The sequence below is a fragment of the Flavobacterium sp. genome (assembly GCF_043780635.1).
Lineage (GTDB): Bacteria > Bacteroidota > Bacteroidia > Flavobacteriales > Flavobacteriaceae > Flavobacterium.
The window spans coordinates 18,719-32,575 of record NZ_JAYWCK010000144.1; the positions used below are offsets into that span (position 1 = coordinate 18,719).

Sequence of the window (13,857 nt, forward strand, 5' to 3'; positions counted from 1 at the left end):
ATAAATTCGAGTATTGTCCTAAATGATTTTGAATGATTTTAACTTCTCTATCTGAAAAATCGATAAAAACTATTAAATCAATTACCAATAGTACCTATTTGGACATAATTGGTTTAGTTATAGTTATCACAGCTTCAATTGTTTTAGAATACCAAAAAACGGTTTTCAATTTCACATTTCAGCATCAGAAATACGTTTTTTATTTAGGTTACCTTTCAATTTTGAATACTGGATTTTCGATGATGGGAAATCGATTGGTTACCAAGAAAAACAATATTGGGAATTTCATTACCACTTGCAATACTTTCCTAAGTGGTTCTATTGATTATTTACTCGGAAATGTAGGGGCAATTCTTACATATCCTGTGTCATTTATTGGAAATTATCTCGTTTTCAAAGCTTGGACGAAAAGTAAAATCCTGCGTTCTATCGACTTTATATTTTACAGAAATATAATTTTAGGTTTTTTCTTTTCCTTTGTCTTAAATTATATTGCCTTCAAATATTTATCTGAAAAACCTATTGATTGGAAGTTGTTTTTTGCAATTACTATTCCAGCAGGACTAACTTTTGGAGGAACATTCAACACGGCAAGAATGTATCCTGATAATTGGTTTATGTGGCAATTTTACAATTTAACAAAAGCCATTCAGAACTTAATGCTAATGAATATTGCAAATGTTGCCAAATATGCTTTCTATTTTTTCAATGCCATTCTAGGTTATATAACTTGGAAAGATGACAAGAAAAAAGAAACTATTTGACCTTTCTAGTTGATTCTCTTTCTTTCAATTGAGTTTTGATTACTACAGTTTCAAAAGGCAGATTTTCTTCCTTAGATTCTAATCTGTTGATTAATAATTTCGCGGCTGCCTCTCCAATTTCTACACCATATTGACTAACGGTGGTAAGGCTTGGAGACAATCTTCTAGAAGCGAGAATACCATCGGCGAAACCAATAATAGATAATTCTTCAGGGATATTATATCCTTTTTTAAGTCCAATTTTTAATGCAGCAACAGAATCATTTTCGTCCAAAGCAAAAATTCCGTCAATGGTGTTGTTGTCAAAAATTTTCTCGATTTTTTCTTTTAAATCATCTTCAGAATCGGTTCTAAGAATCAAATTCTGATTTATTGGAATGTTATTATTTTTTAGCGCTTGCAAATATCCTTCTGCTCTTAATTTTCCAACACTTAGATTATCAACAGATGAAAACAAGGCGATGTTTTTGCATCCTATATTTATTAAATGTTGAGTAGAATTTAAAGCCGAGTCGAAATCATCTACCACTACTTTGTCGCAAGACACTTCATCGGCAATACGGTCAAACATAACAATTGGAACACCTTCATTTATAATGTCTTTAAAGTGGTTGTATTCCTGTAATTTTTGTGCTTCCTCTGAAATGGATAAAATAAAACCGTCTATAGTACCATTACTTAACATTTCCAAGGTGTGTGCTTCTTTCTCCAATGATTCGTTAGAAATACACATAATTACATTATATCCTTTTTCGTCGGCAATTTTTTCTATACCACTAAATACTTTGGCAAAAAAAGAATTCAGAATATTAGGAATAATAACACCAATAGTTTTTGTTTTTCTGTTTTTGAGATTCAGACCAATAACATTTGGTTTGTAGTTTTTGAGTTTTGCGTATTCCTTTATTCTGGTTTTTGTTTGTTCACTAATTTCCGGACTATCATTAAGTGCTTTTGAAACAGTGGAAACAGAAACATTTAGTTCTTTTGCAATTTGTTTTAGAGTTGCTTTAGCTTTCATAAGTCAATATTTATTATCTTTTACTATAGTAATGAAACAAATTCGTTTGAGGATAAGCTTCATTTTTTTTATTCGGAAAAAAATTTTTTTACAATATAAAACTTTTTTTAAAAAGTGGAATTTACAATTTTTTTTTGAATTAAGGCATTGCAAATATAGAAACTCTAAATTGATCTACAATTCAATAAAAAACAAATGTATTTACATTCAAATATTTATTTGATTATCAGCATAAAAACGAACTTAAAATAAATTTTTAAGACAATTTGCATTTCAAAAAAATAATTGTACTTTTGCACTCCCTTTATTGGGAATGGAATGTTTAATTAAAATAAATTATTGTGAACGCATTAAGCTACAAAACAGTATCGACAAGCAAAGCAACCGTATCCAAAGAATGGATTGTGGTAGACGCTGACGGTCATAACTTAGGTCGTCTTGCATCAAAGGTCGCTATGATCCTTAGAGGTAAGTACAAGCCAAGTTATACCCCACACGTGGACTGTGGTGATAACGTAATTGTTATCAACTCAGAAAAAATCAACCTTACAGGTAACAAAATGGACGAAAAAACATACGTTCGTCACACTGGTTATCCTGGAGGACAAAGAACTTTAACTGCTAAAGTATTACAGGCAAAAAACCCTGCATTATTAGTAGAAAAAGCAGTAAAAGGAATGTTACCTAAAAATAAATTAGGAGCAGAACTTTTCAGAAATTTAAATGTTGTTGTAGGATCAGAGCACAAACAAGGCGCTCAAAAACCTAGAACTGTTAACCTAAACGATCTTAAGTAATGGGAGTAATTCACAAAATCGGTAGAAGAAAAACCGCTGTTGCACGTGTATATGTTTCGGAAGGAACAGGAGTTATCACTGTAAACAAAAAACCATTCGCAACTTATTTCCCAACTGCAACTTTACAATACAAAGTTTTACAACCTATGTCTATGACAGAAAATGTAACAAACTATGATGTAAAAGTGAACGTTTACGGAGGTGGTTCAACTGGTCAAGCAGAAGCTGTAAGAATGGCTTTGGCAAGAGTAATGTGTGAAGTTGGCGAAGGAAACAGAGCTATCTTAAAACCAGAAGGTTTATTAACAAGAGACCCAAGAATGGTTGAACGTAAAAAATTCGGTCAGAAAAAAGCTCGTAAGAGATTCCAATTCTCTAAACGTTAATATTGCCTGTCTTGTGCAATTCGTGCAAGACTTATTGATAATTAAATTTAAAAACAATGTTGTTGTTGCTCGCTGAGGCGAGAATTAGTTTAGCATCTAAATGTATTCAGCCGGGGACCGAGCAAATTTCAATTTGCGAAAACGTTAGTCCAAATTAAAATAATAAAGCCTAACGAAACCGCCATCTATACATTGCTAATCAACAGAACGTAAACTAAACAAAAAATGTCAAACAAAGTAGAAGTAAAAGAATTACTAGAAGCAGGTGTTCACTTCGGACACATGACTAGAAAATGGGATCCAAATATGGCTCCATACATTTATATGGAACGTAATGGAATTCACATTATCAATCTATATAAAACTGCAGCAAAAATTGAAGAAGCTAACGAAGCTTTGAAAAAAATTGCAGCATCAGGTAGAAAAATACTATTCGTAGCTACCAAAAAACAAGCAAAAGATATCGTTGCTGAAAAAGCAAAAGCTGCAAACATGCCTTATATCACTGAAAGATGGCCTGGTGGAATGTTGACTAACTTCGTTACAATCAGAAAAGCTGTTAAAAAAATGGCTACAATTGATAAAATGAAGAAAGACGGAACATTCATGACTCTTTCTAAAAAAGAGCGTTTGCAAGTTGATCGTCTTCGTGCTAAATTAGAGAAAAACTTAGGTTCAATCGCAGATATGTCAAGACTTCCTGCAGCATTGTTCGTAGTAGATATCAAAGCAGAACACATCGCAATAAAAGAAGCTCAAAAATTAAACATTCCAGTTTTTGCAATGGTGGATACAAATTCTGACCCGAGAGAGGTTGAATACGTAATCCCATCAAACGATGATGCTTCTAAATCAATCGATAAGATTTTAACTTTGGTAACTGCTGCAATTGTTGACGGTCTTGCTAACAGAACTTCTGATAAAGAAGGTGAAGCTCCGGCTGAAACTACTGAAACTACTGAAGCTGTTGCTGCTCCGGCTGCTGTTGCTGAAGAAGTTGCTCCAGTAGCAGATGTTGAAGTTGTTGCTCCTGCTGTTGAAGCGGAAGTAGCTGAGCCTACTGCTGAAGCGGAAGCTCCTGCAACTGAAGAATAAATTAACATAAATTCCAAATTCCAAAAAAATTAGAAACTAACGAAGTTGCTGATTTTATAAATTGGGATTTGGAATTTTTTTATATAACCTTAAAAAATAATACAAAATGGCAACAATTACTGCTGCAGACGTAAATAAATTAAGAACAATCACAGGTGCAGGAATGATGGACTGCAAAAAAGCACTTGTAGAATCTGACGGAGATTTTGATCTAGCTATCGAAAACTTACGAAAAAAAGGACAAAAAGTAGCATCAAATCGTGCTGACAGATTATCTACTGAAGGTGCTGTTATAGCTGTTGTTAATGCTGACAAAACAGCTGGAGTTATTGTTTCTCTTAACTGTGAAACTGATTTCGTAGGTAAAAATGAATCATTCATAAAACTAGCGCAGGACTTAGCTGATTTAGCATTAAATTTTGACAATAAAGAAGCTTTTTTAGCTACTGATTTTGGCGGAATCACTGTTGCCGAAAAATTGATTGAGCAAACTGGAGTTATTGGAGAAAAAATTGAAATTCGTTCTTTCGAAAGATTAGAAGGAGCTTTCATTGGTTCATACATACATGCTGGGAACAAAATAGCCACTTTGGTTGCTTTATCTGCAAACATTGCAGGTGCTGATGAAGTAGCAAGAAATGTATCAATGCAAGCTGCTGCTATGTCACCAATTGCTTTAAACGAGGCTGGTGTTGATGCCGAAACTATTGCAAAAGAAATCGAAATCGCAAAAGATCTTTTGCGTCAAGAAGGAAAACCAGAAGCTATGTTAGACAATATAGCTAAAGGGAAACTAGCTCGTTTTTTTAAAGACAATACTTTGGTAAACCAAGATTATATTAAAGACAACAAAATGAGCGTTGCAGCTTATGTAAAATCTTTAGATAAAGAACTTATCGTTACAGGTTTTAAAAGAGCAGCTTTAGGATAATATATTCTGAACTTAAATTAAAAATTCCATTTCAGTTCGCATTGAAATGGAATTTTTGTTTTTACTAATGACTAAAAAAATTAATATTCTTTATTTAATTCTTCTTCAAACTTGATTCTCTTACTATAACATTTGTATTAAGTTCGATTGTTCTAGGCTTAAAATCCTTCCCTTCTTTTCGATAAAGTATTTCTTCAAGTAATAAATTAAAAGCTACAACTCCCATTTCATAGCTCGGTTGATCAACGGTGCTTAACTTTGGTTTGATTACTTGAGACATAAACCAATTACTGAAACCAATAAGCGCAATTTGACTTGGTACAGCAATATTATTTTCATTTAAATTGGACAAAACACCGACAGCTACTAAATCTGTGACGGCGAAAATCCCATCAACATCAGGATGATCAATTACAATCTGTTTTGCAAATTCTACCCCTTCATCAAAAGTTACATTTTGGCAAGTATAAACTAATTTAGAATCGAAAGGTATTCCGTTCTTTTCTAGTGTTTTTTTATAACCAAGAAAACGATCAATTGCATTTTGAGGATTTTCAGGACCTCTGATATGGGCTATTTTTTTACACCCAATATCTATCAAATGTTGCACTGCTTCAGAGGCAGCTTTTTGATCATTGATAATTACTTTTGAGCTTGGTATTAACTTTGAAATTTTATCAAATTGAACAAAAGGTATTCCATTAGAAATTATATTTTTCAAATGATTGTCATAATTAGATTCATTAGATAAAGACATTAAAATTCCATCAACACGCTTGTTAAACAAAAGATTTACCTGCTTTTTTTCAAGTTCTAATGATTCGTTTGATTGGAGAATTATTACCATATATCCACTTTTATCAGCCTCCTCAATAACTCCTTGAATAATATTAGAAAAGAAATGATGCACAACTTCAGGAATTATCAATCCAATAGTTTTAGATTCTTTAGTTCTAAGATTTACTGCAAAACTATTAGGTGTAAAATTAAGTTGCTCTGCTAAATCCATTACCGCTTTTTTGGTTTTGGGACTAACATCTGAATAATTTTTTAAAGCTTTAGAAACAGTCGTTATAGAAATCCCTAAAGTAGCAGCAATTTCTTTTAGAGTGGTTGGTTTCATTAGAATCTAAATAATAGAGAAAAATATATTTTCCGAAAGTATAGATTTATATTTAATATCAATCTTTTTTTTATAAAATTAATGAATAAATATGTTCAAAATAAATTTTTATGTTCTTGTTTTTTTTGAATTATTATAATTAAATGGGATTTATCTTTATTTTCCGACACCATCAGAAATAGCTCTTTAAATAAACCTCTAACTACCTCAAATAAATTAATCTAGTTCATAATCACTTATATTATGAAAAGAGTCAAAAAATCTTAGATTCATATCTTCTTTAGTAAATTTTAAAAAATTTCAGAGTTTATGTGCAGAAAATAATAGAATAAATTAATAAGATCAGAGAGAATAAATTATTGGCAAATTAACAGTTATTGTTTGTAAGAAACTTAAAAAGTAAAATGCTCTTAATCATTTAATATTACCAAATAAAAAACTGCCCTTGAAAACAAACTCTTCCTAACATGTTAGTGTTTATTTTTAAGTGGCAGTTTAGTTAAATCAAATGTTTTAATCTACACTAGAACTTGATTCAGTTTATTGTAGTATTCTTTATTATATTTTCCTGCAATCACGAGAGCTCCCGAAATCAGTACTAGGTTTTTAATGATATATTGCCCCACTAAAGTTGGACAATAAGGAAAAGCATCAAAACAAACAGTTTGAACAATAAATACAGGAAAAAAGGTCACTCCCATGTGTAACAGAAGCAAAACTATGGTAATAGGAACTAACCTTTTGACAAGTAATCCCAAACCAATTATAACTTCACAAACTCCAAGAATGGGAATAAATATTTCAGGTCTAAACCAATAAACTGTTTTTTCGACCAATTCCCCTGCAGGACTCATACCGAAAACTTTTAAAGCACCAAACCAAATATAGACAATGGCAAGAGAAATTCGCAAAATTAAGATGCTGTGTTTTTCTATTGAGTCACTAAACCTAAAATATAAAGTATTGAATGTTTTTATCATGATAAATGTATTTATAATTAATGGCTAGTTTTTGGAGCATTAAAAACAGGTATATTCATTTTTTTATGATGGCTAAAACGATAGGTATAACCAAAATTAATTGAATAATCTGCAAAAGCTGCATCTCCTTGAATATGAACGTATTTACTTGGATTGGTTATTTTTGAGTTCGCTAAATCTTGAGTTGCAATGTCTGCAGCACTTTGAATGCGGGTTTTTACAACATTGTAAGGAATGAATAAGCTGAAACCGTGACGGCCCGTATTGTATGCAAATCCATATTCTACGGCAACAACATATCCAGGACGACGATAAGCCACTTGACCTCCAAAAACATCATATGCTGGAATCCCTTCAACTCGTCCTGCTAAAGAAACATTGAATTTTTGGTTTTTGTCTACAGCAACCATTAAACCTGCGCGACCAAAATACTGATCTGGACAAGCATATATTTCGTAACCTTCTAAACCTGGTTTTGGTTCCGATTTGAAAGTGCCATTAGACTCTTTTGGGTTGAATAAATAATATCCATTGGCAAATCCATAAAGGCGCTCAGATATTTTTCTGAATAGTTGCAATTCTGTTGTAATACCTATTCCACCATCACCGGGCTGTATAGCTTGATCCATAACTACACTTTTTACAGTACCATCAGCTTGTGGTGCATTATCCATTTCATTATGCCTTCCATTATTTAATTTAACTCCTAAACCTACCATAATATTCCCTTTTGGTGTTTTTGTTGGATCAAATAACCAATAATTGGCACTCAAGCGAATATCGGCAATTCCATCAGCATAAACACTATATCGATAATTTTTTGTTGTTGGGACTTGTCTTAATACTTGTGAACGCTCATTATTTACATATGGCAAAGTGAAGTTTAGTTGTAAACGATTAGTCAATCCATATGAAATATTTAAGTCTATGGCATGCGAATAAATATTGACAGCATTTCCGCGTTCGTTTCCATTTTCATCTAATCCTCCTCCAGTAGTTTGCCTTAGAGGCTGTTCTTCTTTTCCAATAAAATGTCTCCAAGAGTGAAAATAACGATAATTGACTCCTACTTGAAAGTCGCCCTTATCCAAATTATAGGAATTGGTTAAAGTCATATTTTGTCCTCCCATTTGTCTTACGGCAACACAACCTTGTGCATTAGATTTTTCAGTTTGAAAAGTTAATAAAAGAGATAAAATAAAAGTTAATAGATATATAGTTGAATTATTTTGAGTGTTCTGATTTTTCATATTTTATATTTGTTTTTAATACTTTCTTGTGAAAGCTATTCTGCTCCATCTGTTGTGGCTCTATTTACTGCAAAATTTCCCACTACTCTGCCTAGCAACAATCCTTTTTCACAATCACTTCTATAATGGATTGCTCCTAATAATCTTGAATTAGAGGCTTCAGTTGCCATTGCATTAAATTCTGATGCTTTTGAAGGAATTATATGTGATAAAACAGTTGATGCTGCTCCACTAAAAGTAGAATGTCCCGAAACATAAGATGGGAAATTAGGAACTCCAGTTAATGTTTTTATAGATGTATCTACTTGACAAGGTCTTGGATTGAAATAATAATATTTTGCATCCCAGCAACTAATTGCTGCATCCATCATAGCAATATTTAGTAACGCCAAATTTCTAGCCCAACGAACTTCACTAAAATTTTGTTGAACAAAGGCTGCATCAGCAATCGCATTCCAATGTCCTGGTGGCGTATAAGTCCCAACTCCATCAGCCCAAAAACTAACAATTTTCATATGTTCTTTTGAAGCATCTTGACTATATTTCTTTACTTCATTTAATTCGGTCAAAAATTGTGGAGAATTTGTTGAAGGAGGAGGTGAAGGACGATTAGCCATTACATCAGCCGGTTTCATTAAAAATGATTTTACATTTCCAAATAAAGGTAACATTGGAGGTCTAACAGGTAAATCCAACGAACGCCACGGAGTTTCTCCCTTTGCAATTGCATTAGTTTCTAACTGTGTCCATAGTACTTGGTTTCCTATTGCGGCTCCAGCACCATCTGTTGAAGCTCTTGCTGTGAATTTAGCTGCAATTTTTTTACCTAAAGCCACTCCAGCTTCTATATCACTTCTTACATTAGCTCCAGAAATTATTCTGTATAATTTTTGTTCATCTGCTTTTTCTTGGATAAAAGAAATTTCAGTAGGAAAAAGTAATTTTAAAATTTCAACGGTTACACCAGCCAAAGCACCATCTTCTGAAGGATAGGATGGCAAAGTACTTTTTGGCACTAAAACTTGAATACTGTTATCTACAACAAATGGTGCTGCACGATTGTATAATTGTTTATAATGCCAAGTTGCTACCAATGCATCATATTGTGCGGCGCTAACATACGCATAAGCACGCGCTGCAAATGGTGGATTTGAAAAAGGAAATTGGGGATTTGCAAAAGGATTCGCAGCTGAAGGCGCAGGATAAGTTCCATCTGGATTTTGATATGGCGGACGATTGTGTCTCGCTACTAAAGTCTGCATAATTTCGTTCCAACGCAAAACACCACCAATACTCCAATACTTTATAATCCTTTGTTGGTCAGGAGTTATATTAGATTGGTAACTTTTAATTTCATTAATTTCAGCTTTATAAGCAGCTGTTGTTACGGCTAGTGGAGCATCTACTGAAAATTCATCAGGAGCAGTTAATAAAATTGGTTTCCAAGTTCCAGCTAATTGATCTTGATTAACTGGATTTAATTGTGGATATTGTTGATTACTCTCTACAATGTCATTATTACAAGAAACATTTAATAAGAAAAGCGCAAACAAACAACACTTTCCTAGAGTGATATATATATTATTTTTCATCTGTCGTAGTAGTTTTAATTCTTTTAGTAAAATCGATAACATAGAATAATCCTCCATAAAATGAATCAGATTGTCCTACATTCCTTCCTAAAATTACGTGGTTAAGGCCTCCAATTATTGCTAGTCCGGAAATTTGTTTTAAATTATACTTCCCGTTAAACCCAATTTTGGTCATATTCATAGTGTTGCTTGGAAAAGGCATATTGTTCTTTGTAATATCAAATCCTCCTTTTTGAGTAGTCCAATTATCAAAAATAGCTTCGGCAATTAATCTTGAAGAACGATACCCAACTCTTGCATTAAAAGAAATTGCATCTGGCATATCTACTTCATTGGTATAATGCATCTCATCTGTATAATAGACATTTCTATCAATTTTGATATTGGAGCGTTTTACATAAGCTCCAGAAACAGTTGCAAATAAATTCCCATATTGATAATCACTCATCAATCGGAGTGACACAGTTTTACTATGTAATCCAATACTTAAAGGCAAATAATCAGCCACATAATTTGATGTTGGAATAGAAAATCCTCCTAATGCATAGAATGAGAGTGAATTTCCTTTTATTTCCTTTTCATAAAATAAACTTTTTAAGGTTAATGATAGATCTTGAAATCCTTTTTGGCCTAACATTGTTCCTGCTGATGCATTAGTTGTAACATAAGGAATGCTGAAAATCACATTTAATTTATCAGTGATACCGTAATTTCCGTTAATAGCAATTTTTTGGGTAGAAACTGTTCCAAAATTTAAATTCTCTCGTTTAAAAGTACCTTCCCAGTACCATTTCCAGCTGCTATATTCATAAATAGCTCCTATACAAAAGTTGTTTTTGGCCATCATTATGCCATCAATTTCTGTCTGTGCATAAAAATGTTGTGCTGCCATCAGTAGACAGATTATATATAATTTTTTCATTTAATATCACTTTGATTAATCATTAATTATTGCAAGAATTCAAATGAATCATTGCATTGTATTTGTAAATACAATTTTATAAAAAGTAGTAAACATATAAAGCATCCTAAAAGCATACAGCTATTTAAGAAGAATATCGTTTTCTAATTTTTAAAATAAATTAAAGCTAAACTAAGTCTGGTGGCGAATCGGCTCGGGATAAATAGCCTGCATGAAGAATTCCTTGCGAATAAAAATCAAATTTTAAAGAACATTCTTTTGATTTATAAACAAAGACAAAAGCATTTGAACTGTGTTGAGTATAATCTTTTATAACTGATTTGAATGATTTCTCCATTGGTTTTTTACTTAAAGGAGCATTATCTGGTGCATCATTATCCACTAATTTTTTTAGATTTATATCAGTAGTAGATTGTTGTTTGTTTGGCAAATAATACAAGCTAATAATATTATCTTGGATTTTTCTTTTAAAAATATGAAAGACTTTATTGTTGATGGTCATATTCTCATTAACATATTCCATCTCGGTATCTTCAGTAAAAGTATATAAAGTAGCGTTTATTTTTATTACTTTAAATTCAGAATCAGGAATATTTTGCATCGCAACTACCCATGAATGCTCTTTTTCGAGAGAAAACAATAAATGAACACCAATAACATTGTATAAAAATGTTGTGGTCAAAATTAAGAGTAATAATGTAGATGCCTTTCTTATCATAATTTATTATCTGACTCCCTAAATCGAATATTAAATGTTTATGAATTAATTTATTTCAATAATTAAAGCTTCATAAGGGCGCAATATAGTATTTTTTATTGAATCCAAATAAAAATAATTACTGTTTATTATTTTGTATTTTTTTTTGTCTATTCCAGTGTTAACATCCGCATTATCAGCCGAAAAATTTAACAAGACTAGTATTTTTTTACCTTCTAATTCTCTAGTAAATGCGAATACTTTTGGATTTTCTCTATCTAAAAGCGTATATTTTCCATAAATCAAAACAGGATTATTTTTGCGCAATTTTACTAATTTTCTAAAATAATTCAACACCGAATTAGGATCTTTTTCTTGAGATTCAGCATTAATTGTAGCAAAATTTTGATTTACTTTCAACCACGGTTTCCCAGTGGTGAAACCTGAATTTAAAGATGAATTCCACTGAAAGGGCGTTCTGCTGTTTTCTCTTGAAGTTTGTTTTTGAAGTTCTAAAAAAGCTGCTAAGTCTCCTCCTTTTTGTTTTAAACCAAGATATCTATTCCGAGTATCGACATCTTGATAATCATCTATAGAATTAAATTTAGCGTTGGTCATTCCTAATTCATCACCATTATAATAAAATGCAGTTCCTCTCATTGTCATTATAAAAGTAGTCAGCATTTTTGAAGATAATTCTCTAAATTCAGGAGAATCATTACCAAATTTATTCACCATACGTGGTTGATCATGATTAGCCAAAAATATGGACAACCATCCTTTATCTTTGAATTCTTGATCATATCTGGAAAAAATATCTTTGTATTTTACAAGCCCAAAATCATTAATGTGTTTTCCAACATCTACACTTTCAAAATGATAGGCAATATTCAATTCTTTTCGATCTGGATCTACAAATTTTAATGCCGCTTTTGGAGAATCTCCAGCACCTTCAGCAACGGTTAAGGCATTTGGGTATTTACTCAAAACTTCACGGTTCATTTCTTGAATATACTCATGTAAATGAGGTCCGTTTCCGTAATATTTAACGATTTCCAATGGCTTATTTGCAATTTCTTTGGGCAATTCCGGGAAACTATCATCTTTCGAAATAAATTGAAAAGCATCCAATCTAAAACCGTCAATTCCTTTATCAAGCCAAAACTTCATCATATCGTAAATTTCCTTGCGAAGCTCTGGATTATTCCAGTTTAAGTCGGGTTGTTTTTCGGAAAAATAGTGAAGATAATAAGAATCAGTTGTAGCATCATATTTCCATGCATTGCTATTCACATCAAACCAGCTCCATCTATACGGTGGTTTACCTTTTTCAGCAGGCCACCAATAATAATAATTTCTGTATTTATTATCCCTTGATTTTCGACTTTCTTGAAACCAATGATTTTCATCTGAACTATGATTAACAACTAAATCCATTATCAATTTTATACCACGTTCATGCATTCCCTTAAGTAATACATCAAAATCTTGCATAGTTCCAAAATCGCTCATAATTTCACGATAATTACTAATGTCGTAACCATTATCATCGTTTGGAGATTCGTAAACTGGATTAAGCCATACTGCATCAACCCCTAAACTTTTTATATAATCAAGTTTAGATATAATTCCTTTTAAATCTCCCACTCCATTTCCGTCGCTATCCTTGAAACTTCGAGGATATATTTGATAAATCACGGCTTCTTTCCACCATTTTTTATCGGTTGAATTTTTTGTTTCTTGGGATTGAGCGGTAATAGTCATTAATAAAATGATTATGATTAGTGATTTAAAATTTTTCATATATTATTCGATTAGCTTTGTAACATATCCATTTTCTATTTCTACAACATTAAGATTCAGAAAATCTTGAAGATGTTTGGAACTTAAATGTTCTTTAAAAGCAGCTTCATTTTTAAAACATTCCCATATAATTATTTTTAAACTATCTTCTTTAGATTGATGAATATTAAATAATATATTTCCTTGTTCATTGCTTGTTGCAACTTTTAATTTCATTATCTCTGAAATAGCAAAACTGACATTATTATTATCAATAATATTTAAAATAGCTGTTGAGTAAAATAATTCATTTATTATAGGCTCTATTAAATCCCATAAATTCCCATATAAGTCTTCAAAAACAGCAACCTTTCCATAGACTTCATTTTTTGGTTCCCGAATAATTTTGACTTTTTTATTAAATGAATAACCCCGAAGCAGAGCTTCGAGGTATCGTGTTAGTCGAATAAGAAACTCAATTGATTTCTATGAAATTTTTTATACTTGTTTTTCTCAT

Annotated in this window: 14 protein-coding genes; 5 read left to right on the plus strand and 9 right to left on the minus strand. The window is 31.8% G+C overall.

Features of this window, described 5'->3' with window-relative positions:
* Nucleotides 1-32 precede the first annotated feature (32 nt).
* Entirely contained in the window at nucleotides 33-764 is a 732-nt protein-coding gene (locus ACH2BV_RS13055; RefSeq protein ID WP_395051176.1) for a nicotinamide mononucleotide transporter family protein, read from the plus strand.
* Here the strand turns inward: ACH2BV_RS13055 and ACH2BV_RS13060 are convergent.
* Entirely contained in the window at nucleotides 757-1,785 is a 1,029-nt protein-coding gene (locus ACH2BV_RS13060; protein WP_395051177.1) for a LacI family DNA-binding transcriptional regulator, read from the minus strand. The two genes, ACH2BV_RS13055 and ACH2BV_RS13060, sit on opposite strands and share 8 nt — an antisense overlap.
* A 341-nt stretch (nucleotides 1,786-2,126) precedes the next feature.
* On the opposite strand from ACH2BV_RS13060, the gene rplM reads away from it, so the two are divergent.
* The 4 genes from rplM to tsf all read left to right on the plus strand — a co-directional run bounded on the left by rplM (nucleotide 2,127) and on the right by tsf (nucleotide 4,994).
* Nucleotides 2,127-2,582: a 50S ribosomal protein L13 gene (gene rplM, locus ACH2BV_RS13065; protein ID WP_143391594.1), complete on the plus strand. Its 456-nt coding sequence runs from the start codon at nucleotides 2,127-2,129 to the stop codon at nucleotides 2,580-2,582.
* Nucleotides 2,582-2,968, plus strand: coding sequence for a 30S ribosomal protein S9 (gene rpsI, locus ACH2BV_RS13070; protein ID WP_143391595.1), 387 nt, complete (start codon nucleotides 2,582-2,584; stop codon nucleotides 2,966-2,968). Before rplM ends, rpsI begins: the two co-directional genes overlap by 1 nt.
* 225 nt (nucleotides 2,969-3,193) lie before the next feature.
* Nucleotides 3,194-4,063: a 30S ribosomal protein S2 gene (gene rpsB, locus ACH2BV_RS13075; protein WP_395051178.1), complete on the plus strand. Its 870-nt coding sequence runs from the start codon at nucleotides 3,194-3,196 to the stop codon at nucleotides 4,061-4,063.
* A 106-nt stretch (nucleotides 4,064-4,169) separates the two neighbouring features.
* The gene (tsf, locus tag ACH2BV_RS13080) at nucleotides 4,170-4,994 is read left to right on the plus strand and encodes a translation elongation factor Ts (protein WP_395051180.1); all 825 of its coding nucleotides are present in this window, start codon (nucleotides 4,170-4,172) and stop codon (nucleotides 4,992-4,994) included.
* A 94-nt stretch (nucleotides 4,995-5,088) separates the two neighbouring features.
* On the opposite strand, the gene ACH2BV_RS13085 is transcribed toward tsf, so the two are convergent.
* The 8 genes from ACH2BV_RS13085 to ACH2BV_RS13120 form a co-directional block, all read right to left on the minus strand.
* Nucleotides 5,089-6,117, minus strand: coding sequence for a LacI family DNA-binding transcriptional regulator (locus tag ACH2BV_RS13085; protein WP_395051181.1), 1,029 nt, complete (start codon nucleotides 6,115-6,117; stop codon nucleotides 5,089-5,091).
* Between the two features lie 518 nt (nucleotides 6,118-6,635).
* Entirely contained in the window at nucleotides 6,636-7,097 is a 462-nt protein-coding gene (locus tag ACH2BV_RS13090) for a DoxX family protein (RefSeq protein WP_395051182.1), read from the minus strand.
* A gap of 17 nt (nucleotides 7,098-7,114) precedes the next feature.
* Complete coding sequence (locus tag ACH2BV_RS13095; RefSeq protein ID WP_395051183.1) at nucleotides 7,115-8,347, minus strand: hypothetical protein; 1,233 nt, start codon at nucleotides 8,345-8,347, stop codon at nucleotides 7,115-7,117.
* A gap of 35 nt (nucleotides 8,348-8,382) precedes the next feature.
* Nucleotides 8,383-9,939, minus strand: coding sequence for a phosphatase PAP2 family protein (locus ACH2BV_RS13100; RefSeq protein WP_395051184.1), 1,557 nt, complete (start codon nucleotides 9,937-9,939; stop codon nucleotides 8,383-8,385).
* Nucleotides 9,929-10,861, minus strand: coding sequence for a hypothetical protein (locus ACH2BV_RS13105; RefSeq protein ID WP_395051185.1), 933 nt, complete (start codon nucleotides 10,859-10,861; stop codon nucleotides 9,929-9,931). Before ACH2BV_RS13105 ends, ACH2BV_RS13100 begins: the two co-directional genes overlap by 11 nt.
* Nucleotides 10,862-11,027: 166 nt before the next feature.
* Nucleotides 11,028-11,579: a hypothetical protein gene (locus ACH2BV_RS13110; protein ID WP_395051186.1), complete on the minus strand. Its 552-nt coding sequence runs from the start codon at nucleotides 11,577-11,579 to the stop codon at nucleotides 11,028-11,030.
* Between the two features lie 45 nt (nucleotides 11,580-11,624).
* A complete protein-coding gene (locus ACH2BV_RS13115) occupies nucleotides 11,625-13,361 on the minus strand; it encodes an alpha-glucosidase (RefSeq protein ID WP_395051187.1) in 1,737 nt (578 codons plus the stop codon).
* Between the two features lie 3 nt (nucleotides 13,362-13,364).
* The gene (locus ACH2BV_RS13120) at nucleotides 13,365-13,577 is read right to left on the minus strand and encodes a putative quinol monooxygenase (protein WP_395051188.1); all 213 of its coding nucleotides are present in this window, start codon (nucleotides 13,575-13,577) and stop codon (nucleotides 13,365-13,367) included.
* Nucleotides 13,578-13,857 lie beyond the last annotated feature (280 nt).